General features: G+C 67.1%; 24 protein-coding genes, 1 tRNA gene and 2 riboswitches. Of the genes, 16 read left to right on the forward strand and 9 right to left on the reverse strand.

Going from position 1 to position 23,108, the window contains the following annotated elements:
* The first annotated feature begins 2 nt into the window (after positions 1 to 2).
* Positions 3 to 821: a pyrroline-5-carboxylate reductase gene (proC, locus tag ACXJJ8_RS10985; protein ID WP_499029851.1), complete on the forward strand. Its 819-nt coding sequence runs from the start codon at positions 3 to 5 to the stop codon at positions 819 to 821.
* On the forward strand, positions 808 to 1,278 hold the full coding sequence (locus tag ACXJJ8_RS10990; RefSeq protein WP_499029853.1) for a DUF4426 domain-containing protein: 471 nt from the start codon (positions 808 to 810) through the stop codon (positions 1,276 to 1,278). The genes proC and ACXJJ8_RS10990 overlap by 14 nt, the downstream gene beginning before the upstream one ends.
* On the opposite strand, the gene ACXJJ8_RS10995 is transcribed toward ACXJJ8_RS10990, so the two are convergent.
* The gene (locus ACXJJ8_RS10995; protein ID WP_499029856.1) at positions 1,256 to 2,056 is read right to left on the reverse strand and encodes a cobalamin-binding protein; all 801 of its coding nucleotides are present in this window, start codon (positions 2,054 to 2,056) and stop codon (positions 1,256 to 1,258) included. The two genes, ACXJJ8_RS10990 and ACXJJ8_RS10995, sit on opposite strands and share 23 nt — an antisense overlap.
* On the reverse strand, positions 2,056 to 2,655 hold the full coding sequence (gene pdxH / locus ACXJJ8_RS11000; RefSeq protein WP_499029858.1) for a pyridoxamine 5'-phosphate oxidase: 600 nt from the start codon (positions 2,653 to 2,655) through the stop codon (positions 2,056 to 2,058). Before pdxH ends, ACXJJ8_RS10995 begins: the two co-directional genes overlap by 1 nt.
* Positions 2,656 to 2,686: 31 nt before the next feature.
* On the opposite strand from pdxH, the gene ACXJJ8_RS11005 reads away from it, so the two are divergent.
* Genes ACXJJ8_RS11005 through dusB form a run of 3 tightly spaced genes read left to right on the forward strand, consistent with a single transcriptional unit; the run spans position 2,687 to position 5,325 of the window.
* On the forward strand, positions 2,687 to 3,229 hold the full coding sequence (locus ACXJJ8_RS11005; RefSeq protein WP_499030535.1) for a shikimate kinase: 543 nt from the start codon (positions 2,687 to 2,689) through the stop codon (positions 3,227 to 3,229).
* Complete coding sequence (gene aroB, locus ACXJJ8_RS11010) at positions 3,226 to 4,305, forward strand: 3-dehydroquinate synthase (protein ID WP_499029860.1); 1,080 nt, start codon at positions 3,226 to 3,228, stop codon at positions 4,303 to 4,305. Before ACXJJ8_RS11005 ends, aroB begins: the two co-directional genes overlap by 4 nt.
* Before the next feature lie 21 nt (positions 4,306 to 4,326).
* A complete protein-coding gene (gene dusB, locus ACXJJ8_RS11015; RefSeq protein WP_499029862.1) occupies positions 4,327 to 5,325 on the forward strand; it encodes a tRNA dihydrouridine synthase DusB in 999 nt (332 codons plus the stop codon).
* 189 nt (positions 5,326 to 5,514) lie between these two features.
* Here dusB and ACXJJ8_RS11020 read toward each other — a convergent pair whose 3' ends face one another.
* Entirely contained in the window at positions 5,515 to 6,519 is a 1,005-nt protein-coding gene (locus ACXJJ8_RS11020; protein WP_499029864.1) for a metal-dependent hydrolase, read from the reverse strand.
* Positions 6,520 to 6,673: 154 nt separating this feature from the next.
* Here ACXJJ8_RS11020 and metK point away from each other — a divergent pair, with 154 nt between their 5' ends.
* The 6 genes from metK to ACXJJ8_RS11050 all read left to right on the forward strand — a co-directional run bounded on the left by metK (position 6,674) and on the right by ACXJJ8_RS11050 (position 12,706).
* Positions 6,674 to 7,900 carry a methionine adenosyltransferase gene (metK, locus tag ACXJJ8_RS11025; RefSeq protein ID WP_499029866.1) on the forward strand — a complete coding sequence of 409 codons (1,227 nt, stop codon included), beginning with the start codon at positions 6,674 to 6,676 and terminating at the stop codon, positions 7,898 to 7,900.
* Positions 7,901 to 7,944: 44 nt separating this feature from the next.
* Positions 7,945 to 8,022, forward strand: a riboswitch (S-adenosyl-L-homocysteine riboswitch).
* Positions 8,023 to 8,038: 16 nt separating this feature from the next.
* Positions 8,039 to 9,460 carry an adenosylhomocysteinase gene (ahcY, locus tag ACXJJ8_RS11030; RefSeq protein ID WP_499029869.1) on the forward strand — a complete coding sequence of 474 codons (1,422 nt, stop codon included), beginning with the start codon at positions 8,039 to 8,041 and terminating at the stop codon, positions 9,458 to 9,460.
* Positions 9,461 to 9,524: 64 nt separating this feature from the next.
* On the forward strand, positions 9,525 to 10,358 hold the full coding sequence (gene metF, locus ACXJJ8_RS11035; RefSeq protein WP_499029872.1) for a methylenetetrahydrofolate reductase [NAD(P)H]: 834 nt from the start codon (positions 9,525 to 9,527) through the stop codon (positions 10,356 to 10,358).
* Between the two features lie 121 nt (positions 10,359 to 10,479).
* The gene (locus tag ACXJJ8_RS11040) at positions 10,480 to 11,136 is read left to right on the forward strand and encodes a hypothetical protein (RefSeq protein WP_499029874.1); all 657 of its coding nucleotides are present in this window, start codon (positions 10,480 to 10,482) and stop codon (positions 11,134 to 11,136) included.
* A 22-nt stretch (positions 11,137 to 11,158) separates the two neighbouring features.
* A complete protein-coding gene (locus tag ACXJJ8_RS11045; protein WP_499029876.1) occupies positions 11,159 to 11,734 on the forward strand; it encodes a hypothetical protein in 576 nt (191 codons plus the stop codon).
* Positions 11,735 to 11,782: 48 nt separating this feature from the next.
* Positions 11,783 to 12,706 carry a branched-chain amino acid transaminase gene (locus ACXJJ8_RS11050; RefSeq protein WP_499029878.1) on the forward strand — a complete coding sequence of 308 codons (924 nt, stop codon included), beginning with the start codon at positions 11,783 to 11,785 and terminating at the stop codon, positions 12,704 to 12,706.
* 13 nt (positions 12,707 to 12,719) lie between these two features.
* Here the strand turns inward: ACXJJ8_RS11050 and ACXJJ8_RS11055 are convergent, their stop codons facing one another.
* The 4 genes from ACXJJ8_RS11055 to ACXJJ8_RS11070 all read right to left on the reverse strand — a co-directional run bounded on the left by ACXJJ8_RS11055 (position 12,720) and on the right by ACXJJ8_RS11070 (position 16,386).
* On the reverse strand, positions 12,720 to 14,051 hold the full coding sequence (locus ACXJJ8_RS11055) for a sensor histidine kinase (protein ID WP_499029880.1): 1,332 nt from the start codon (positions 14,049 to 14,051) through the stop codon (positions 12,720 to 12,722).
* Positions 14,032 to 14,721, reverse strand: a complete 690-nt coding sequence (locus tag ACXJJ8_RS11060; RefSeq protein ID WP_499029883.1) for a response regulator transcription factor — start codon at positions 14,719 to 14,721, stop codon at positions 14,032 to 14,034. Before ACXJJ8_RS11060 ends, ACXJJ8_RS11055 begins: the two co-directional genes overlap by 20 nt.
* A gap of 331 nt (positions 14,722 to 15,052) precedes the next feature.
* Complete coding sequence (gene rimK, locus ACXJJ8_RS11065; protein WP_499029886.1) at positions 15,053 to 15,970, reverse strand: 30S ribosomal protein S6--L-glutamate ligase; 918 nt, start codon at positions 15,968 to 15,970, stop codon at positions 15,053 to 15,055.
* Entirely contained in the window at positions 15,967 to 16,386 is a 420-nt protein-coding gene (locus tag ACXJJ8_RS11070; protein WP_499029888.1) for an ATP-dependent zinc protease family protein, read from the reverse strand. Before ACXJJ8_RS11070 ends, rimK begins: the two co-directional genes overlap by 4 nt.
* A gap of 211 nt (positions 16,387 to 16,597) precedes the next feature.
* On the opposite strand from ACXJJ8_RS11070, the gene ACXJJ8_RS11075 reads away from it, so the two are divergent.
* Positions 16,598 to 16,671, forward strand: a tRNA-Gly gene (locus tag ACXJJ8_RS11075).
* Between the two features lie 229 nt (positions 16,672 to 16,900).
* On the opposite strand, the gene ACXJJ8_RS11080 is transcribed toward ACXJJ8_RS11075, so the two are convergent.
* Positions 16,901 to 18,721 (reverse strand): autotransporter domain-containing protein, encoded by a 1,821-nt coding sequence (locus tag ACXJJ8_RS11080; protein ID WP_499029891.1) that lies wholly within the window; start codon positions 18,719 to 18,721, stop codon positions 16,901 to 16,903.
* Positions 18,722 to 18,789: 68 nt separating this feature from the next.
* Between ACXJJ8_RS11080 and thiS the strand changes: the two genes are divergently transcribed.
* The 4 genes from thiS (at position 18,790) to ACXJJ8_RS11100 (ending at position 22,692) form a co-directional block, all read left to right on the forward strand.
* On the forward strand, positions 18,790 to 18,990 hold the full coding sequence (thiS, locus tag ACXJJ8_RS11085) for a sulfur carrier protein ThiS (RefSeq protein WP_499029893.1): 201 nt from the start codon (positions 18,790 to 18,792) through the stop codon (positions 18,988 to 18,990).
* A gap of 33 nt (positions 18,991 to 19,023) precedes the next feature.
* Positions 19,024 to 19,114, reverse strand: a riboswitch (cyclic di-GMP riboswitch).
* A gap of 187 nt (positions 19,115 to 19,301) precedes the next feature.
* Positions 19,302 to 20,105, forward strand: coding sequence for a thiazole synthase (locus tag ACXJJ8_RS11090; RefSeq protein WP_499029895.1), 804 nt, complete (start codon positions 19,302 to 19,304; stop codon positions 20,103 to 20,105).
* A gap of 11 nt (positions 20,106 to 20,116) precedes the next feature.
* Positions 20,117 to 20,851, forward strand: coding sequence for a tRNA (guanosine(46)-N7)-methyltransferase TrmB (trmB, locus tag ACXJJ8_RS11095; protein ID WP_499029898.1), 735 nt, complete (start codon positions 20,117 to 20,119; stop codon positions 20,849 to 20,851).
* Between the two features lie 14 nt (positions 20,852 to 20,865).
* Positions 20,866 to 22,692 carry an SLC13 family permease gene (locus tag ACXJJ8_RS11100; protein WP_499030537.1) on the forward strand — a complete coding sequence of 609 codons (1,827 nt, stop codon included), beginning with the start codon at positions 20,866 to 20,868 and terminating at the stop codon, positions 22,690 to 22,692.
* Here the strand turns inward: ACXJJ8_RS11100 and ACXJJ8_RS11105 are convergent.
* Positions 22,682 to 23,035, reverse strand: a complete 354-nt coding sequence (locus tag ACXJJ8_RS11105; protein WP_499029901.1) for a Rieske (2Fe-2S) protein — start codon at positions 23,033 to 23,035, stop codon at positions 22,682 to 22,684. The genes ACXJJ8_RS11100 and ACXJJ8_RS11105 overlap by 11 nt on opposite strands.
* Positions 23,036 to 23,108: the final 73 nt, after the last annotated feature.

The following is a 23,108-nucleotide window of genomic DNA, read 5'->3' on the forward strand; positions in this document are numbered from 1 at the left end:
GGATGAACGACCCCATCGCATTCATCGGCGGCGGCAACATGGCGCGCAGCCTGATCGGCGGCCTCGTGCCGGGCCGCGTGCCTGCCTCCGCGATCCACGTGGCCGAACCGGTCGATGCATTGCGCGATGCGCTGGCGCGCGATTTCGGCGTGCACGTCGACGCCGGCAACGATCCGATCGCACGCGCAGCCGACACGTGGGTGCTCGGCGTCAAGCCGCAGGTGTTGCGCGAGGTCTGCGAGGCGCTTGCGCCGATCGCGCAAACCACGCGCCCGCTGATCGTCTCCATCGCCGCGGGCATCACCACCGCGCAACTCGATCGTTGGCTCGGCGGCGGGCTCCCCATCGTGCGCACGATGCCGAACACGCCGGCGTTGCTTGGCGCGGGCGTCACCGGCTTGTTCGCGAACACGCGCGTCGACGCACGGCAGCGTGAGCGCACGCAACAGTTGCTCGGCGCGGCGGGTCGCACCGTCTGGATCGACGACGAAGCCCAGATGGATGCCGTGACCGCGGTGTCCGGCAGCGGCCCGGCGTACGTGTTCCTGCTTGCCGAAGCGATGCAGGCGGCAGGCGAAGCGGAAGGCTTGTCGCCCGAAGCCGCGCGCACGCTCGCGTTCCAGACCATCCTCGGCGCGGGGCGCATGCTGGTCGAAAGCGATGTCGGCGCCGCGGAATTGCGCCGCCGCGTGACCTCGCCCAACGGCACCACGCACGCGGCCATCGAAACCTTCGAAGCCGGTGGTTTTCGCGCGCTCGTGCAGCGCGCCGTGCATGCCGCGGCCGTACGCGGAAAGGCCTTGTCCGATGCGAACGATTGAGCGCGTGGCCGTGTTGTTGCTCGCCAGCGCGCTCGGTGCGTGCGATGGCGGTTCCGCGCCGGTGCCGGCGCAAGCCGCGCAGCCGCCGGCGGAACTGCACGACGGCGATCTCCACATCCATGCCACCGCCGTGAACACCCTCGCGTTGCCCGAAAGCGTCACGAAGACCTACGGCATCCCCCGCGGCGAGCAGACGTGGATGCTCCTGGTCACGACGCGCCAAGGCGAAGAAGGCCGCGATGTCGCGGTGCCGGCGAAGGTCGTCGCGAGCGCGCGCGACCTGCAGGGCCGCAACATCGGCATCGCGATGCGCGAACTCCGCACGGGCGACGGGCTGTTCGACAACGTCGGCACGTTTTCGATCACGCCGCCCGATACGCTGCAGTTCACCGTGGAGATCACGCCCGCCGGTGCGCGGACGCGCACGCTCAGCTTCACGCGCGAAGTGGCGAAGTAGCCCACGCACGCACGATGCGCGCAATCGCGTCGACGCCGTCGGTCAACGCCGCCGGCCCCGGCTGCAGGATGATCGGCGACTTCACTTCGTGCAGTTGTCCGTCGCGCACGGCGGGAATCGCGCCCCAACCCGGGCGTGCCGCGACGCGCTCGGGCCGGAAGCGCTTTCCGCACCACGACCCCAGGATGATGTCGGGCGCGCGACGGATCACTTCGTCGCTGTCTTCGAGGATGCGTTGTTTGGCGAGCGGTTCCAGCGCGCGTTCGGGGAAGATATCGTCGCCGCCGGCGATGCGCACGAGTTCGGCGACCCAGCGGATGCCGGTGATCGGCGGCTCGTCCCATTCTTCGAAATAGACGCGCGGGCGGCGTTCGAGTGTCGCGGCGTCCGCCGCGATGCCATCGAGACGGCGCTGCAACGCATCTGCGTATGCCTCCGCGCGCGACGCCGCGCCGACCAACGCGCCGAGGCGACGGATGTAATCGAGGATGCCATCGACACTGCGATGGTTGGAGATCCACACTTCCACGCCGCGCCGAATGAGTTCGGCAGCGATGTCGGCCTGGATATCGGAAAAGCCGATCGCGAAATCCGGCTCCAGCGCAAGGATCGCGTCGATCTTCGCGCTGGTGAATGCACTGACCTTCGGCTTGTCGCGGCGCGCGGCGGCGGGCCGCACGGTGAAACCGCTGATGCCGACGATGCGGTCCTGTTCGCCGAGCGCGTACAGCGTTTCGGTCGGTTCCTCGGTCAGGCAGACGATGCGGGACGGCGGCATCAGGGGAACAACATGCGCGTCGACCACGTGCCGTCGTCGCCGCGTTCGTGCAGGTGCCGCTCGTGCAGACGGAATTGCGCGCCGTACCAGAACTCCAGCGCGCGCGGCACGATGCGGAAGCCGCTCCAGCGCGGCGGGCGCGGCACGGGCTGGCCTTCGAACCGGCGCTCGGCATCGGCCAGGCGCGTTTCGAAGGTGTCCTTCGAGGCCAGTGTTTCCGATTGGTCGGACGCCCAGGCGCCCAACTGGCTGCCGCGCGGGCGCGAGGCGAAGTAGGCGTCGGCTTCGGGATCGTCGACGATTTCGACCTCCCCCTCGATCCGCACTTGCACGCCGAGCATCACGCGCGGCCAGTGGAACAGGAGCGCGGCCTGCGGGTTGGCCTGCAATTCGCGCCCCTTGCGGCCGTCCAGATGGGTGTAGAAGACGAAGCCACGCGCGTCGTGCGCCTTCATCAGCACGGTGCGCGACGAGGGGCGGCCCCTTGCATCGGCGGTCGCCACGACCATGGCGGTGGGGTCGGGTTCGCCCGCCGCCGCGGCCTGCGCGAAGAGGTGGTCGAACGTGGCGAGTACGTCTGGGGGAAGGTCGGCGCGCATGGCCGCATTCTCGCGCATTAAGATCGCCGGCATGAATCCCGCCCCGCACCTTGTCCTCGTCGGCCCCATGGGGGCCGGCAAGACCTCGATCGGCCGCCGGCTGGCCGAGCGCCTGGGCCTGCCCTTCACGGACATGGACACGGTCATCGAGGCCCGTGCGGGGACGAAAGTGACGACGATCTTCGACCTCGAAGGCGAGGCCGGTTTCCGCGCGCGCGAACGCGAGATGCTCGCCGAAGTGCTGCACGCACCGGCCGGCGTGATCGCCACCGGCGGTGGCGTGGTCCTCTCCGGAGACAACCGCAGGCTGCTGCGCGAAAGTGCGTTCGTCGTCCATCTCGACATCGCGGTGGAAGGACAACTCGAGCGCCTGGCGCGCGATCGCACGCGCCCACTGCTGCAGCGGCCCGATCGCGAAGCGGTGTTGCGCACCCTCGCGAGCGAACGCGCATCCCTGTATGCCGACGTCGCCGATTTGCGTTTCGCCACCGACGGCATGAGCGCGCAGGAAGCGGCGCTGCAACTGGCACGCCTGGTCGACGCGCAGTGGCATCGCAGCGAGGCCGCGGCATGAGCGGCCTGCATACGGTGGACGTCGCCGGAGAACAGCCCTATCGCATCTCGATCGGCGACGGCTTGCTGCGCGACGGCGCTGCGCTCGCGGCGCACGTGCGCGGACGCCATGTTTTCATCGTGAGCGATGCGCACGTCGCGCCGCTGTATGCACCGCGCGTGGTCGATGCGTTGCAGGGCGCGCGAAGCGGCCTGCGTTGCATCGTGTCCTGCATCCCCGCGGGCGAATCGGCGAAGTCGCTCGAGCGCTTCGGCGAACTCGTGCGCGAGCTCGCCGACTTCGGCGCGACCCGCGATGCCTGCGTGATCGCGCTCGGCGGCGGCGTGGTCGGCGATCTGGCCGGCTTCGTCGCGGCGTGCTGGATGCGCGGCATCGATTGCGTGCAACTGCCCACGACCTTGCTCGCGATGGTCGATTCGTCGGTCGGCGGGAAGACGGCCGTCGACATGCCGCAGGGCAAGAATCTCGTCGGCGCGTTCCATCCGCCGCGCGCGGTGTTCGCCGACACGGCCACGCTGCGGACATTGCCGGATCGGGAATTGCGCGCCGGCCTGGCCGAGGTGGTGAAGTACGGCGCGATCCGCGATGCGGCGTTCCTCGATTGGCTCGACGCGCATGCCGCTGCGTTGCTGGCGCGCGACGGCGATGCGCTTGCGCAGGCCATCGCCCGAAGTTGTGCGCACAAGGCGGACATCGTCGCGCGGGATCCGTTCGAACGCGGGGAGCGTGCGTTGCTCAACTTCGGGCATACGTTTGCGCATGCGATCGAGAGCGAACAGGGCTATGGCGGGTTGAATCATGGCGAGGCGGTCGCCGTCGGCATGGTGTGCGCGGCGCGCCTGTCGGCGCGCCTGGGGATGTCGACCGATGCCGAAGCCACGCACCTGGAAAGCCTGCTGACACGATTCGGCTTGCCGGTCGCCGTGCCTGCGGGCCTGTCGGCCGCCGCGCTCGTCGCGCGCATGCGCCTGGACAAGAAGGCCGCCGCCGGTTTGCGCTTCATCCTGTGGGGCGGCGCGGGCGCCGCACACATCGTTTCCGACGTGGACGAGCAAGCCGTCGCCGCCGTTCTCTGACGCGAGGGTAGAATCGCCCCCATGCAGATCGGCCCGCACATCATCGCCCCCAAGGTGATCCTCGCGCCCATGGCGGGCGTGACGGACAAGCCCTTCCGGGTGCTGTGCAAGCGCCTGGGCGCCGGGTCGTGCGTTTCGGAGATGACGACGTCCGACCCGCGCTTCTGGAAGACCAGCAAATCCCTGCACCGCATGGACCACGACGGCGAGCCGGCGCCCATCAGCGTGCAGCTCGCCGGCACGGTGCCGGAGGTGATGGCCGACGCGGCGCGCCACAACGTCGACCACGGTGCGCAGATCATCGACATCAACATGGGCTGCCCCGCGAAGAAAGTGTGCAGCGCGTGGGCGGGGTCGGCCCTGATGCGCGACGAAGGTTTGGTGGCGCGCATCCTGGAAGCCGTGGTGCAGGCGGTCGAGGTGCCGGTGACGCTCAAGATCCGCACGGGCTGGGCCGCGGACAAACGCAATGCGCCGGCGATCGCGCGGATCGCGCAGGAGAGCGGTATCGCCGCGCTCGCGGTCCACGGCCGCACGCGCGACCAGCAGTACGGTGGCGTGGCGGAGTACGACACCATCGGTGAGATCAAGGCGATGCTGTCGATTCCGGTGGTCGCCAACGGCGACATCGATTCGCCGCAGAAGGCCGCCTTCGTGCTTGCGCAGACCGGATGCGATGCCGTGATGGTGGGGCGTGCGGCGCAAGGCCGGCCATGGATCTTCCGCGAGATCGCGCATTACCTGGCGACGGGCGACACACTGGCGCCGCCTTCGCTGGTCGAGGTGCGCGACGTGTTGCTCGGTCATCTCGAAGCGCTGCATGCGTTCTATGGCGAACCCTCCGGCGTGCGCATCGCCCGCAAGCACCTCGGCTGGTACGCGAAGGACCGCCCCGAGAACCATGCGTTTCGCCACGTGGTGAACCGTGCCGAGAGCGCCGAAATGCAACTGGCGCTGACGCGCGATTACTTCGATGCATTGATCGCCGGCGATTCGACCGGCTGGCCGGTGGCCGCCTGAGGTTTAGCTGATGTGGTGGCGTCGTGCGCGACGTCCGAAACTACGGAGTCACAGGTCTTTGCAGGGGAATGTGTTCGTCGGCGCGTCTCACGACGGGCGGCTGCACACTGACGTCAACCACGGCGCGAGCATGCGCAACGCACGTGTTGCATGTCTGCACGATCCATCCCGTCGACGGCGCGAAGCCTCTCACGACGGCGCGTGCCAGATGCGCGTCCACATCGCACCCAGCCGACGCGAGGCATCCCACGGCCACTGCAGTTGCTCGGCGGGGATGGCGCGCCACGCATCGCCTTCGCATTCGGCGACGGCGAAGCGGAAGGTGTAGTCGGGCTCCGCGCCCATGCGCAGATCGCTGAGCACGAGCTTGCCATCGCGCACCTGCGCCTTCGCGAAGTGATGGTTGAACCACAGCAGGCGCGCGACCTGTGGTGCACCACGCACCGCATCCAGCGCCCGCGCATCGGACGCGAAGTGCGTGAAGCGCATCGGCCCGCGGTCGGCGACGAGCGAACGCTCGCCTTCGACGAAACCCTCCGGCGTCATCGCGACCACGCGCCACAGCAGCGTGTTGAACGGCATCGGCACCGAGAACCGGGGCGCATCACCCAAACCGATCGCCGCCAGCGAATCCCGCGCCTCGCGCTCGATCATCGACTTGGCCACGAACGACCAGCCGACATACCCGACGGCGACGGCCAAGGACGCCACCAATGCACGCTGCGCCTGCGGGCGCGCGCCGAACCAGGCCGCGACACCGCACCCGATCACCAACGGCAGGGTCAGCATCGGATCGATGATGAACAGCGTGGACCACATTGCCGGTGGCACCGGCAGCGGCCACCACAATTGCGTGCCGTAGATCGTGCACGCATCGATCAGCGGATGGGTCAGCAGGCACAGCTGGATGATCCAGAACCAGCGCGTCGGCGCCGCCGCCACGCGCCCACCGCGCGATCGGAACCAGAGCCACGACAACCACCCCACCAGCGGCAGTACGAGTAGCGAATGCGTCGCCGCGCGGTGCCAGGTCATGCGGACGACCGGATCGTCGGTGAGGAACAGCGGCAGGACGTCGAGGTCGGGCAACGAATTGAGCGCGGCGCCGGCGAGCAGGGCTGCGCGCCGTTGCGCCGGCGGTGCGAGGGCCGCCGCGATGGCGCCGCCGATGAACAGGTGGGTGATCGAATCCATGCCGGCGATCCTAGCCTGCCGCCTTCACGGCTTCGGGCAGGCTGGCGCGGTGTTCATTTAACTGCGGGAGGGGCGCAAACTGCGCAATCCGGTCCGCGCGCCTGTACAATGCGCGCCCTCATCCTTTCATCCGCATTAAAGGATATACGCAGCGATGACCAGCTCCAGCTACCTCTTCACCTCCGAATCGGTTTCCGAAGGCCACCCGGACAAGATCGCCGACCAGATCTCCGACGCCGTCCTCGACGCGATCCTCGCGCAGGACAAGCGCGCGCGCGTGGCGTGCGAAACGATGGTGAAGACGGGCGCGGCGATCGTCGCCGGCGAAGTCACGACCGGCGCCTGGGTCGACATCGAGTCGCTCGCACGCAAGGTCATCAACGACATCGGCTACAACAATTCCGACGTCGGCTTCGATGGCCACACCTGCGCCATCATCAACATGCTCGGCAAGCAGTCGGTGGACATCGCCGCGGGCGTGGACCGCAAGAAGCCCGAAGAACAGGGCGCGGGCGACCAGGGCCTGATGTTCGGCTACGCCTGCAACGAGGCGCCGGAATTCATGCCGGCCCCCATCTATTACTCGCACCGCCTGGTCGAACAGCAGGCCAAGGTGCGCAAGGCGAAGAATTCCAAGCTGCCGTGGCTGCGCCCCGATGCGAAGTCGCAGGTCACGCTGCGCTATGAAGCCAACAAGATCGTCGGTCTGGACGCCGTCGTCCTGTCCACGCAGCACGACCCGGGCATCAAGCAGAAGGACCTGGTCGAGGGCGTGTACGAGCACATCCTCAAGCCGGTGCTGCCGAAGAATTGGCTCGACAAGCTGCCGAAGAACAAGGTGCACATCAATCCGACGGGCATCTTCGTGATCGGCGGCCCGGTGGGCGATTGCGGCCTGACCGGCCGCAAGATCATCGTCGACAGCTACGGCGGCATGGCCCGCCACGGCGGTGGCGCGTTCTCCGGCAAGGATCCCTCGAAGGTCGACCGCTCGGCCGCCTACGCCGCGCGTTACGTCGCGAAGAACATCGTCGCCGCCGGCCTGGCCGACAAGTGCGAAGTGCAGGTCTCCTACGCCATCGGCGTGGCCGAGCCGACGTCGATCTCGGTCACCACCTTCGGCACCGGCAAGATTTCCGACGACAAGATCGAGAAGCTGATCCGCAAGCACTTCGACCTGCGCCCGTACGGCATCGTCAAGATGCTCGACCTGATCCACCCCGTGTACCAGGCCACGGCCTCGTACGGCCACTTCGGCCGCAAGCCGACGCAAGTCGAATACGTCGACGGCGCCGGCAAGAAGCAGAAGGCCACCGCGTTCTCGTGGGAGAAGACGGACAAGGCCGACGAGCTGCGCAAGGACGGCGGGCTGAAGAAGTAAGCGAACCCATTCGGGCGCGCGACCGCACTGGTCGCGCGCCCTGCTCTTTCGAGGGGCGCTGCGACCGTGGATAGGCACGGCCAGGCTCGAAGGGGTGCACCAGGTAACGGCGCCCGCTCGAAATTCGGAGCAAACGCCATGAATGCACAAGTCAAGCAAGCCCAGGATTACAAGGTCGCCGACATCTCGCTCGCCGACTGGGGCCGCAAGGAAATCGACATCGCCGAGCACGAGATGCCGGGCCTGATGTCCATCCGCCGCAAGCACGCCGCCGCCAAGCCGCTCAAGGGCGTGCGCGTGACCGGTTCGCTGCACATGACCATCCAGACCGCCGTGCTGATCGAGACCTTGAAGGACATCGGCGCCGACGTGCGCTGGGCCTCGTGCAACATCTTCTCGACGCAGGACCACGCCGCCGCCGCGATCGCCGCCACCGGCACGCCGGTGTTCGCGTGGAAGGGCGAGTCGCTCGAGGAATACTGGGACTGCACGCTCGACGCGGTGACCTTCCCGGGTGGCAAGGGTCCGGAGCTCGTCGTCGACGACGGCGGCGACGTGACGCTGCTGATCCACAAGGGTTACGAACTCGAACAGGGTTCGGATTGGGTGAACACGGCCTCGGGTTCGCACGAAGAGCAGATCATCAAGAACCTGCTCAAGCGCGTGGCCAAGGAACGCCCCGGCTTCTGGACCAACGTGGTCAAGGATTGGAAGGGCGTCTCCGAAGAGACGACCACCGGCGTGCACCGCCTCTACCAGATCGCCGAACAGGGCAAGCTGCTGGTGCCGGCGATCAACGTCAACGACTCTGTCACCAAGTCGAAGTTCGACAACCTCTACGGGTGCCGTGAGTCGCTGGCCGATGGCCTGAAGCGCGCGATGGACGTGATGCTTGCCGGCAAGGTCGCGGTCGTCTGCGGGTACGGCGACGTCGGCAAGGGCTCGGCGCATTCGCTGCGCGCCTACGGCGCCCGCGTGGTGGTCACCGAAATCGATCCGATCTGCGCCCTGCAGGCCGCGATGGAAGGCTTCGAAGTCAACACGATCGAAAGCACGCTCGGCCGCGGCGACATCTACGTCACCACGACCGGCAACAAGGACGTCATCACGCTCGCGCACATGCAAGCGATGAAGGACCAGGCGATCGTCTGCAACATCGGCCACTTCGACAACGAGATCCAGGTCGACGCGCTGTACGCCTCGGGCGCGCAGCACATCAACATCAAGCCGCAGGTGGACAAGTACGTGTTCGCCAATGGCAACGCGATCTTCCTGCTGGCCGAAGGCCGCCTGGTGAACCTGGGCTGCGCGACGGGCCATCCGAGCTTCGTGATGTCGAACTCGTTCGCGAACCAGACGCTGGCGCAGATCGACCTGTGGGCGAACAAGGACACATACGAGAAGACCGTGTACCGCCTGCCCAAGCACCTCGACGAAGAAGTCGCCCGCCTGCACCTGGAGAAGATCGGCGTCAAGCTGACCCGCCTCACGCAGGAACAGGCCGACTACCTCGGCGTGTCGCCGGAAGGCCCGTACAAGCCCGAGCACTACCGCTACTGAGTCGCGCGAGCGGGCGGTCCACGGGCCGCCCGCTTCGTTTCCAAACACCGCCACGGATCCACACATGGCCCTGCGCGTTCCGATCTCCTTCGAGTTCTACCCGCCCAAGACCGACGACCAACGCCAGCAACTGGACCGCACCGCGGGCCGGTTGAAGTCGCGTTCGCCCGATTACGTGTCGTGCACGTTCGGCGCCGGTGGTTCGACGCTCTCCTACACGCCCGAAACCGTGCAGCGCCTGCGCGAAGACCACGGCCTCAACGCCGCGCCGCACATCTCGTGCATGGGCGGCACGCGCGAGGAGTTGCGATCGCTACTCAAGCTCTACCGTGCGCTGGGCTGCAAGCGCGTCGTCGCGTTGCGCGGCGACATTCCCTCCGGCATGGCGCGCATGGGCGACTTCCGCTTCGCCTCCGACCTCGTGGAATTCATTCGCGCAGAGCACGACGGCTACTTCCACATCGAAGTCGGTTGCTATCCGGAAATGCATCCGCAGGCCGACGATGCGTTCACCGACATGCTCCACTTCAAGGCCAAGGCCGACGCCGGCGCCGACGGCGCGATCACGCAGTACTTCTACAACGCCGACGCGTATTTCCGTTTCGTCGACGACGCCCGCAAGCTCGGCATCACGATCCCGATCGTGCCGGGCATCATGCCGATCTCCAACTTCACACAGCTTCGACGCTTTTCCGAAGCGTGCGGCGCGGAGATTCCGCGGTGGATCGGCAAGCGCATGCAGGCTTACGGCGACGACAGCGAGAGCATTCGTGCATTCGCGTCGGAGTTCGTCGCGCAACTGTGTTCACGCCTCATCGACGGCGGCGCGCCGGCGCTGCATTTCTATACGCTGAATCTCTCGAAGCCGACGCTGAACGTCATCGAACTGCTCGACTGATTTCGCACGAACACGCGGCAATCCCGCGTGTTCAGCCACGGAGCGTTGACGGACGCACCCCGATGCTGCACGTGGATTCCACGCGGGCACGGCTGCCATGCTTCGATCGATCACTGCAGGGATGTCGCTTGCATTTGCGTGCGTCGCGTTGAGCGTCGCGCCGAACATCGCATGCGCCGCGCCGCCGCTCGTGCAGCAATGCGTCACCGCCAACGGCAACACTCTCTATACCGACAAACCCTGCCGCAGCATCGGCGCCCGCCCCGTTGCGATGCGTGGCGAGCTGGCAACGCGCCTGGTGCGCGAAAGCGCGACCGAAGCCCGCTACGCCGGCATTGAAGTGGCGTATGTCACCGGAACCGGCACAGCACCCAAAGCGAACACGGCCACGATGCGCGCAGCGCGCGAAGCCATCGGCCGACGCTCGGTCCACGGTGGCTGCGCACGCACGACGACGCAATTGGCGATGGATCTGCGCGGTGCGTTCGCACTGGGCGACGTGAACCGCATCGCCGAGAGCTTCCATTGGGTCGGCATGTCGCAGCGCGCCGCCAACGCGACGATGACCCGCCTGCAATCGTTGACCAAACGCAACCTGGTGGACGTGCAGTTCTACGACGCGCAGATCGGCGGTTGGATGGAAACGGCGGATGCAGGCGGCGGTAGCGGCGGTTCCAATGGCGGCGTGATGCAGCTGCAATTCGGCAACGGCACCGCCGCGACGATCCAGGACTTCGACGTGGTGCGCAATAACGGGTGCTGGTTCGTCCGCTTCTAGCCAGGCTGCTAGGCTTGCGTCGATGCGCGCGCTCCTCCTGCTTTCATTGATGGCTCTTGCCTGGGCATGCCCGCAGGCCGTGCACGCCCAAGTGCGCAAATGCCTGTCGCCCGACGGCCGCCCGCTTTACACCGACCAGAAATGCGATGCGCTCGGCGCGACCGATTTTCCGGCGCCGCCCACGCTCAATCCCGGCGCCGCGGCCGATGTCGCGAAAGGCAACCACGCTTACATGGGCGGCTGCACGCAAACCCTGCAGGACCTGGTGTTCGAAATCCGCACCGCGATCGAACAGGGCGACGCCAACCGCCTGTCGGGTGTCTACAACTGGGTCGGCATGTCCGATGCCGCGGCGATGTCGGTGATGGATCGCCTGGACAAGATCGCGCATCGGCCGCTCATCGACATCCAGCCGATTTCGGCCGACCCCGCATCCGAAGGCGCGATCACCGGCGAGGCGGGCGACGTGCCACGCACGACGGCCCGCCGCCCGCCGGTCGGCCTGCGCCTGGAGCAGACGCTGCCGCAAAGCATCACACCCGCACGCACCGTGCTGGGGCTTCGGCGCCATTACGGCTGCTGGTGGGTCAGCCTGTAAGCGCGTCGCCGCTTACAATGGCCGCCTCCCCGCAAGCGAGCCGCCGGCATGACGATGCGCTACCCCGAATGGATCTGGCACAACGGCGCCATCAAGCCTTGGGCGGACGCCACCACGCATGTCATGTCGCACGCGATCCACTACGGCTCGTCGGTGTTCGAAGGCATCCGCTCCTACGAAACGCCGAAGGGCCCGGCGATTTTCCGCCTCACCGACCACAACCGCCGACTGATGGCCTCCGCGCGCATCTATGACATGCCGATGCCGTATTCCGTCGATCAGATCAACGCGGCTTGCCGCGAGGTGTTGAAGAAGAACGAATTGGGCAAGGCCTACCTGCGTCCGGTCGCGTTTCGTGGCCTGGGTGGGTTCGGTCTGTCGGCCGATACGCCGACCGACACCGCGGTCGCTGCCTGGCAAATGGGCGCCTACCTCGGCGACGGCGTGCTCGAAGAAGGCATCGATGCGTGCGTGTCGAGCTGGCAGCGGTTCGCGCCCAACACGATCCCCGCGGGCGCGAAGGCTGGCGGCAATTATCTTTCCGGCCAGTTGGTGGCACGCGAAGCGCGTCGCCTCGGCTTCGGCGAAGGCATCGCGCTTGCGTCCACGGGTTTGCTCAGCGAAGGCGCGGGCGAAAACCTCTTCCTGGTGTTCGACGGCGCGCTGCACACCACGCCGATCAGCGCCGCGCTGCTCAACGGCATCACGCGCAACACGATCATGACGCTCGCGCGCGCGAACGGCATCCCCGTGGTCGAGCGCGACATCCCGCGCGAATACCTCTACCTGTGCGACGAGCTCTTCATGTGCGGCACGGCGGCGGAAATCACGCCGATCCGTTCCGTCGACGGCCGCCAGGTCGGCATTGGCCGCGCCGGCCCGGTGACGCGTCGCGTGCAGGAACTGTTCTTCGGCTTGTTCAACGGCAAGACCGAAGACAAGTTCGGTTGGCTGGAGTACGTGGACGCATGACGGCGTCGGGGGGTCAGCGCACGACGTCGCCGAAACGCAGCGTCGCCACGACCCCCACTTTTTCGCCCGGCACCACGCGGACATCCCAGCCGTACATCGCGCACAGGCGGCGGACGATCGACAAGCCGATGCCGGCGCCCTGCGAATGTTCGGCGTGCGTGCCGCGATAGCCGCGTTCGAACAGGCGCGCGGCTTCTTCGGCGCTGAGGCCGGGACCGGAGTCGATCACTTCGACCCCATCGGGCCCCATGCGCACGATGACCTCGCCTTCCAGCGTGTACTTCACCGCGTTGCCGATCAGGTTGCCGAGCGCAACCGCGACGGCGGCTTCCGGCGCATCGACGACCAGGCCGCCCTCGCCTTCCATGCGAAGCACCAGCGCCTTGCCACCCAACTGCGCCCGATGCATGTCGAGGAGTTGCTCGGCGACCTTGCTCACGTCGGTCGCGCCGTGGCCACGTTCGTTGCGCGAAAGCAGCAGCAACGCGCTGATCAGGTCGGTGCACTGTTGTTCGGCGCGCTGGATGCGGCGCAAGCGCGCCTGCATGCGTTCGTCCAGTTCCGGGCGTGAAAGCAGCAACTCGGTCGCGCCGCGAATCACCGCGAGCGGCGTGCGCAACTCGTGGCTCACGTCGGCGTTGAACTCGCGGTCGCGCTGCACCACTTCGGTCAGGCGCGCTGCGTAATCGTCGAGTGCGGAGGCCAGCTGGCCGACTTCGTCGTTCGGGAAATGCTCGGCGAGCGAAACCGGTTCGCTGCTGCGGCCCGACCCCTTGAGCCGATTGGCGAGTTCCGAGACCGGGCTCATGACGCGCGAAGCCGCCCACCAGCCCACGAGCAACGAGAGCAGGGTGAACACGATCACCGCGCCGTAGATACCGCGGTTGAACTGTTCCGCGCCGCGCATCGTCTGCGTCATGTCGTAGGCGAGGAAGAACCACACCGTCGGTGTCTTGCGCACCGCGAGCTTGTAGGAGAACGCTTGCCCGTCGTCGTCGACGCCGCTCAACTGGTGGATGCCGTCGGGCAGCTCGTACCACTGCGGCTGGTTCTCGCGCACGCTCTCGAACTTGTCGGGCGTGAACGCGAACGCGCGGATCTGGTCGACCGGCAGGCTTGGGTTCTGTGGATCGCGCGCGTACTGCTGCGCGTAGAGATCGATGTTGCGGTTCATCAGGTCGACGACGAGTTTGTCTTCGACCTGGTTGCGCACCTTGTCCACCGCGTAGGCGAACAGCGCCGTCAGCCCGAACCCGAGCAGGACGAACGACAGGATGATGCGGCTGCGGAGCTGGCGCCGATAACGGCGCGGGCGCCGCGCGGCTTCAGGTCGCGCTAGTGGCATCGGGTGCGGCGATCCGGTATCCGATGCCGTGTCGGGTCTGGATCAGGGGCGTGCCGAACGGCTTGTCGACCACCGCGCGCAGGCCATGGATGTGCACGCGCAAGGAATCCGAATCCGGCAATTCCTCGCCCCACACGCGCGTTTCCAATTCCTGGCGCGTGACCACCGCGGGCGAGGCTTCCATCAACGCCTGCAGGATCTTCAACGCCGTGGGATTGAGTTGCAGCAGCCTGGCTTCGCGGCGCACTTCGAGCGTGTCCAGGTTGTATTCCAGGTCGCCGACGTTGAGCACGCGCGTCTGCACGCCGCGGCCGCGGCGCGCGAGTGCGTTGAGGCGCACTTCCACTTCCTGCAGCGCGAAGGGTTTGATCAGGTAGTCGTCGGCGCCGGAGTCGAAGCCTGCGAGCTTGTTGTCGAGCGAGTCGCGCGCGGTGAGCATCAGCACCGGCGTCTGCTTGCGCGCCTCGTTGCGCAGCTTGCGGCAGACCTCCAGGCCATCGAGGCCCGGCAGGCTGAGGTCGAGCACGATCGCATCGAAGTCGTGCACCACCGCCAGGTGCAGGCCGGTGACGCCGTCCGCGGCGAAGTCCACCGTGTGGCCGCGGTCCTCGAGATAGTCGCCGAGATTGGCGGCGATGTCCTGGTTGTCTTCGATGACGAGGATGCGCATCCGGGCTTTGTCCTGCAGGTCGGCGGGGGGATCGTCTTCGACCCGGAGAACGCACCGGGGTTCAACGAGATGAATTCGGACGATTCTGCCAGAGGCGCAAGCGACGGTAGTGTCGATGGTGCAGCCGAACCCGGAAAAAACAAAGGCCCAGGCACGTTGCGCGTGCCTGGGCCAAATCAAGCCCCGATGACCGTAATCTGCTTCGTCCGTTGCGGCTGGCCGAGCGGTCTACAGACAGATTCGCGGTAGGCAAAGGCTACGCAACGGGCGATTAAACGGGTGTTAAAACCGGCGGTGGAATCGCGTTAAAAATTCGATAAGTCATGGATCCTCAGGCGGCCCGGACCGAAGGGCTGCGTTTGTGCGATCCCGACCGTTTGCCGCCGTTGGCGACGTATTCGATGATGCTCCCTGCAACATCGACGCCGCTGGCGGCCTCGATGCCCTCCAGCCCAGGCGATGCATTGACCTCCAGGATCAGCGGCCCGCGACGGGACCGGATGAGGTCGACGCCCGCCACCCCCAACCCGAGGAGCTTGGCGGCGCGCAGGGCGACGTCCTGTTCGCCGGGGGTTGCCGTGACCGCCTTCGCCGTACCACCGCGATGCAGGTTCGAACGGAAGTCGCCCTTCGGTGCCTGGCGCTTCATCGTCGCGACGACGCGATCGCCGACGACGAAGCAGCGCAGGTCCGCACCCTTGGCTTCGGCGACGAACTCCTGCACGAGGAAGTTGGCGTACAAGCCGCGCAGCGCTTCGATCACGCTGCGCGAGGCCGACAGCTTTTCGGTGAGCATCACGCCCGCGCCCTGCGTGCCTTCGTTGAGCTTGATGACATGCGGCGTGGGGCCGAGCATCGCGAGCAGGTCGGAGGTGTCGTCGGGGTTGTCGCCGAACACCGTCGCCGGCAGCGCGAGGCCTTCGGCGGCGAGGATCTGGTGGCAGCGCAGCTTGTCGCGCGCCTTGAGGATGGCGTCGGACGGGTTGGGCGTGGTGGTGCCCATCAGTTCGAACTGGCGCAGCACCGCCGTGCCATAACGCGTGACCGATGCGCCGATGCGCGGGATGACCGCGTGGTAGCCGGTGAGCGGCTTGCCCTGGTGGTGCATGGCGAAGCCGTCGACCGCGATGCGCATGTAGCAGCGCAGCGGATCGAGCACGCGCACGCTGTGGCCGCGCTCGCGCGCGGCATCGACCAGGCGGCGCGTCGAATACAGCTTGGTGTTGCGCGAAAGGATCGCGAGTTTCATGCGGGGGGTTTTCCATGCAGGAAAGAGCGGGCCGGATCGATGGTGAACGCACGGGCGAGCGAAGTGCGGCCGAGGAGCATGGGGAAAAGCATTCCACGCCGGTCGGTCAGGTTGATTTCCACCTCCCGTTCGACGCCCGCCAGCACCAGCGGCGTGCGCAGGAACACGCGCCGGCTGCGGTTGCCGCCCGAGTCGGTGACCTCCCGCTCGTCGCAGATCGCCCCCCGGGCCTCGATGACCTGGTCGCCGCGCACGCCGGTGGCGATGCGGAACCCGGCCCACGGCACGCCGCCTTCGACGAAGCGCCATTGCGCGTCCACGTGCAGCGATGAGCTGCGCGCGCCGGTATCCACTTTCGCGCGGATGGCGACGATGCCGAGCGCCGGCAACGCCAACCACTCCCGCCAACCGAGCATGACGCGTGTGGCCACCTGGCCTCCGGGGGTTCGCATGCGGGCGCATGCATTGGGACGGGGGATGCGGCCGGCTTCCAACCGGCGCAGGGCGCGGAATATACGCGAGCCCGTGTTATCGGAATGAAGGACTGTCGGCAATCCGCGACGAACGGGAATCGGCGACCCGCCGCGTTGCCAGCCGCCTGCCCCGCGGCATAGACTCGCGCCTGTCGCGGGTGTAGTTCAATGGTAGAACTGCAGCTTCCCAAGCTGCTAGCGTGGGTTCGATTCCCATCACCCGCTCCAACCTTCCTAACGACGGCCTTGCGCCGTCGTTTTTGTTTGGGGGGTCGCGGGCGCTGTATGAGGGCCTACGTCATTGACGCGCCGCCTTGCGGGTCGCTTCGATCGGGGGCATTTGCCCGAGCGTGCATTGGTGGGTGCGAAGCAAGCGTCGCACTCGCCGATCATTTGGTTCGAAACGAACGAGGCCCGCTTGCGCGGGCCTCGTTTTTTCCAGCGACGTCGCTTTCAATCAGAACCGCTTGCCCACGCTCACGAACACCGTCGCGTTGTCACCGTTCTCCTGGCCGACGCTCGCCGTCGCACCGATGTCGGTGTCCACGCCCCAGAGCTGCGTGCGCACGCCGAACACCAGCGTGCCGTAGTTCTCGTCGTGTTCGATGTTCGGCACGGCGTAGGGCAGCGTGCCGGCGATGGTGAGCGACTGCGCGAACGCTTCTTCCGGCGCGTCTTCGAACTCGTGTTCCCAGGTGAACTTCGCGTACGGCACGGCCGTCGGCGAGATCTCGAAGCGCGCCTGCCAGCCAGCGGCGCCGACGAGCGAGTCGTAACTCTGGTCGGGATACGCCAGGCCCGCGGAGTCGATGCGGTTTTCGGCATAGCCGTCGACATCGATCTGCTGCGAGAGCACCGAGACGACCGGGCCATGCACGAGCGAACCGGCGTGGAAATCCCAACCCGCCGACGCACCGAACGAGAGATTGTCGCCGTCGGGCGAGCCTTCGTAGCTGCGCAGGACCGGTCCGAGCTGCACGTTGCGCGTGACGTCGTAGCTGGTCTTCGTCCAGCTCAACTGCGCATTGACCCACACGGTGCCGGAGAACCAGCCGACGAAGCCGCCGATGGTGGCGTCGTCCTGCGAGAAGTCGCCCATGCGGTGGCCGTAGTCGAAATCGTTGCGGCCGAAGCCGGCGAAGCCGCCGTACACGATGTCGCCGCTGGCCCAGTCGACGCCGAACAGCAGCGAAGGACCGGTGCCGTCGTAATCGCCAGGGGAGTCGTCGTAACGCTGCGTGTCGCCGCGCAGGTTCGCCCACCAGTGCGCGCCGTCTTCGGCCGGCTTGACCGGCATGTGCGAGGCGACCATTTCCGCGCGCGATTTGCCGATCAGTTGCTCGGTGTAGGGCAGCAATGCGATCTGGCGCGGCGCTTCGAGAATCGAAATGGCGTACTGGCCGAGGATCGCGTGTGCGTTCCCCGTGGGATGCACGCCGTCGGCGAACAGGTAGGTGTTGGCCGCATCCGGCGAGACCAGGGAGCCCGGGTTGCACGTCACCGACGACGCGGTGGTGCACGCCACGCCGATGGTGTTGGAGAATCCGTAGGCCTGCGGCGAGGCGATGATTTCATGCAGCAGGTTGAAGGTGTCGAGCGGAATGACGCGCAGGCCCTGCGACGACAGCGTCGAGAACAGTGCGGCGTTGTACGTCGTCGACAACGCCGTGCCGCCGGCCGCACCCGCGGGGCCCTGTGCGGCGAACGCCGGCGTCGCGCCGAGATCCGGCACCGTCGGCACGAGGATGTACTTCGCGCCGGCGCCGGTCAGCGTTGCCACGTTGCCGACCTGCGCACCAACCGCCTGGGCCATCGTCGCCTGTGCGGGCGCGCCGCTGGCGATCGCGAGCAGGTCGTTGGCGCCGCCCCACACCGTGTACAGCCCGCGCGAATCCGCGATGCCGCCGGTCGATGCCAGGTACCTGTTGATCTGCGTGCTCATGGAGGGAATCGCGCCCAGCGCGCCGACATCGTCGGTGCCCGTGCGCCCACCGCCGACCGCCCAGTTGGTGCCGCCCTGGTTGGCGCTGGCCGCATTCGTGCCGTAGTAGTCGGCCAGGTATTCCGACCAGACCAGCGTCGGGTTGGTGGAGAACCTGCCGAGGATCCCGGCCTGCGGCCCGCCGACCTGGACCAGCGCCGGGCGGAACCAGCCCGCGTCGGTGAGGCTGTCGCCGAAGAACACGGTCTGCGTGTAGGTCTGCGCCGCAGCAGGCAGAGCGGCGAACGCGAGGGCGGCGGCAAGGAGACTGCGGACGGGCTTGAAGGCCTGCTTCATCGAACGCTCCGGGCAAACGGGTGGGTATGGTGCGTGAACTCTGCCACGCTCCGCGCGAGAATGCGCGGATGGACATTCTGCTCAACGGAACGAACCGGCCCCTGCCCTCGGGTGCCACGATCGCCGCGCTATTGGAAGCCGAAGGCCTCGCCGGCCGTCGCGTGGCGGTGGAGGTCAACGGTGAGATCGTGCCGCGCGGGGCGCACGCGACGCATGCGCTCGCCGAAGGGGACCGCGTCGAAGTGGTCCACGCGCTCGGCGGCGGGTAGAAAAAAAGACGCGCGATGACACCATCGGGCGGTATCGGGAACCCGGCTGTCCGCGGCAGGGGGAGTGCCGGAGGACCCGTAGCTTTGCGACCCCGGCTTTCGCGCGGGTGTGCCGTGGCGTACCGCGCGATGGGCATCGCGCGCAGCGGCGGGATCCGTCGGTCGAGTCAGGGGTGAGCTCGCCTTCGTAATCGATGCCACTCCTCCAGCCTTACGCGGCACTCGGTGAACACAGGACACCCCGTGTGCAAATCCCCACGATTGACGATCCCCGGAGCGCTTCGACCGACGAACGGCGTTACCATTCACGGATGCAAGACACCCCAGACTTCGCGACCGACGACGCCTTGGTCGTCGCGGGCCGCCGTTATCGTTCCCGCCTGCTCACCGGTACGGGCAAGTTCAAGGATTTCGACGAGACCCGCCGGGCGACCGACGCAGCCGGCGCGCAAATCGTCACCGTCGCGATCCGCCGCATGAACCTCGGCCAGGACCCGAACGCGCCGAACCTGCTCGACGCCCTGCCCCCCGAACACTTCACGCTATTGCCCAACACCGCCGGCTGTTACACCGCCGACGATGCGGTGCGCACCTGCCGCCTGGCGCGCGAGCTGCTCGACGGCCACAAGCTGGTGAAGCTCGAAGTGCTCGGCGATGCGCGCACGTTGTATCCCGATGTCGTGCAGACGCTCGCCGCCGCCGAGCGCCTCGTCGCCGATGGCTTCGACGTCATGGTCTACACCTCCGACGACCCCATTCTCGCCAAGCGCCTGGAGGAGATTGGTTGCGTCGCGGTGATGCCGCTGGCCGCGCCCATCGGTTCGGGCCTGGGCGTGCAGAACAAGTACAACCTGATCGAGATCGTCGAGAACGCGAAGGTCCCGATCATCGTCGACGCCGGCGTGGGCACCGCCTCGGACGCGTCGATCGCAATGGAACTGGGCTGCGACGGCGTGCTGATGAACACCGCGATCGCCGGCGCGAAGGACCCGATCCTGATGGCGCATGCGATGAAGCTCGCCGTCGAAGCCGGCCGCGCCGCCTTCCGCGCCGGCCGCATTCCGCGCAAGCGTTACGCGTCGGCGTCGAGCCCCGTGGATGGCCTGATCGGTTGATTGCCCTGTCGATGCCAGCCGATCCCATCGAAAACAAGCCCTTCACCAAGGAACCTGGCAACCGCAAGGTTCGCAGCTTCGTGCTGCGGCAGGGGCGCTTCACGCCTGCGCAGCAGCGCGCGTTCGACGAACAATGGCCGCGCTTCGGCCTCGATTACGCCGGCACGCCGCGCGATTTCGACGCGGCCTTCGGTCGCCACGCGCCGCGCGTGCTGGAGATCGGCTTCGGCAACGGCGAGGCGCTGCGCTACGCCGCCGCGCGCGATCCCGATCGCGACCTGGTCGGCATCGAAGTCCACGCGCCCGGCGTCGGCCGCCTGCTCAACGCACTGGCCGCCGACGACGCACGCAACGTGCGCCTGTACCACCACGACGCGGTCGAAGTGCTCGAACATGAGATCGCCGACGCGTCGCTCGACGAAGTCCGCATCTATTTCCCCGACCCGTGGCACAAGAAGCGCCACAACAAACGGCGCCTGGTGAATCCCGCCTTCGCCGCGCTGCTCGTGCGCAAGCTCGCGCCCACGGGGCGCTTGCACCTTGCGACCGATTGGCAGGACTATGCCGAGCAGATGTGGGACGTGCTCGATGCGACCCCCGGGCTGGCCAATCGCGCCGGCCCGCGCGGGACGGTGCCCCGCCCCGAATGGCGTCCGCAGACGCACTTCGAGACGCGCGGCCAGAAGCTCGGGCATGGGGTTTGGGATCTGATCTACGACCGCGCGACGGGGGAAACGAACGCGTGAACGACACCGCGTTGATGCTCACCACCGACATGAAGCTCGTGCTCGGGCTGGTGGGCTTCACGATGGTGATGTTCCTGTTCGAACGCATCCGCGCGGACGTCGTCGCGCTCGTCGTGCTCGTGTTGCTCGGCCTCACCGGCCTGGTCGCGCCGGAAGACCTCTTCGGCGGTTTCTCCGGTAACGCGGTCATCTCGGTCATTTCCACGATGATCCTCGGCGCGGGGCTGGATCGCACCGGCGCGCTCAATCGGCTCGCGGCCTGGTTGTTGCGGCGCTCGCGCGGCAGGGAAGAACGCCTGCTGCTGCTCACGAACACGGTGGCCGGCCTCAACTCCTCGTTCATGCAGAATCCGTCGGTGATGGCGTTGTATCTACCGGTCGCATCGCGACTGAGTTCGCGCACCGGCCTGCCGTTGTCGCGCTTCCTGCTGCCATTGGCCGTCGCCATCGTGATGGGCGGCTCGCTGACGATGGTCGGTACCTCGCCGCTGATCCTGCTCAACGACCTGCTGGTGTCTTCGAACGCCAACCTGCCGTCCGGTGCGGCGACGCTCGAACCGCTGCACATGTTCGCGCCGATGCCGATCGGCCTGGCGCTGCTCGGATCGGGGTTGTTGTATTTCCGCTTCTTCGGCGACAAGCGCCTGGAGCAGTACGACATCGACCGCGGCGTCACGCCTGCGCGCACGCAGAGTTACTTCGCGCAGGCCTACGGCATCGAAGGCGATGTCTACGAACTCACGGTGTCCGCCGACAGCCCGCTGGTGGGCATGTCGCTCGGCGAAGCCGAAGCGCAACGCGGCGCACCGCTGCTGCTCGCGCTGAAGACCGGCAACGAATCGCGCCTCGCCCCCCCGGCGGATGCGCGCATCTGGGTGGGCAGCGTGATCGGCGCGATGGGCAGTCGCCAGGTCGTCGCCGATTTCGCGCAAAACCACTTCCTGCGCATGAGCACGCGCCTGCGCACCTTCGGCGACCTGTTCAATCCGAGCCGCGCGGGCATCGCCGAAGCCGTCGTCCCGCCGACCTCGCAATACATCGGCAAGTCGCAGGCCGAACTGCAGCTGCGCAAGCAATACGGCATCAGCCTGCTGGCGGTGAACCGCGACAAGACCGTGCATCGCGAAAACGTGCGCCAGCTCGGCCTGCGCGCCGGCGACATGCTGGTGCTGCACGGCATTTGGCAGGACCTCGCGCAGGCCGCGGAGAACAAGGATTTCGTGGTCGTCACCGACTACCCGAAGGGCGAGCAGCGGCCGCACAAGTTCAAGCTCGCGATCGGCATCTTCGTGGTGACGATGTTGCTCGCGCTGTCCACGCGCATCCCGGTCTCGATCGCGCTGATGACCGGCGTGGCTGGCATGCTCGTCGCCGGCGTGCTGCACATCGACGAGGCTTACGCGGCGATCAGTTGGAAGACGGTCTTCGTCATGGCCTGCCTCATTCCATTGGGATGGGCGATGGATTCCAGCGGCGCGGCGGCGTGGATCGCGGGGCACACGATCGAACAGATGCCCTCGGACCTGCCACTGGTCGTGGTCGAGGTCGCGCTCTGCGTGTTGACCACCTTGTTCTCGCTGGTCATCGGCCACGTCGGCGCGACCATCGTCATGGTGCCGATGGCGATCAACCTGGCCTTGGCGGCGGGCGGCAATCCGACGGCGTTCGCTTTGCTTGTCGCGATGTCGGCATCGAACAACTTCATGACCGCATCGAACCCGGTGATGTCGATGATCACGGGGCCTGCCGGCTATCAGCCGAAGGATTTGTGGAAGCTCGGCGCGCCGCTGTCGCTGGTCTATCTGATCGTGATCGTGGCGGCGGTCAACCTCATGTTTTGAGGCGAACGAAGCCGTCGCTGACGATGACCTCGATCGTGCGCAATGCCGATCCCCGGCACGGCCCGGCGATGCATTCCCCGCCCTGCAACTCGAACGTCGCCCCGTGGACTGCGCACACCAGGCAGCCCTGCTTGTCCCTCAGGAAGCGGCCCGGCGCCCAGTCGAGGCGACGGCCGGCGTGCGGGCACACGTTGAGCCAGGCGCGCACGGTGTCGCCTTCGCGCAGGAGGATCAGGGATTCGGCGTCGTTGCCCTCCAGTTGCGCCTGGACCTCATGCAGCCCGCCGTCTTCCAATTGGTCGAAGCGGAGCAGTGCGTCGCGTTGTTCGACGGCGGAGTTCACGATTTAACGAAGTCCTCACACGCTTTGCGAAGGGGGGCCGGATACTCGCCGCCCCGGCACTGCCGCATTGTGT

The organism is Lysobacter sp. P5_C4, from assembly GCF_054049695.1.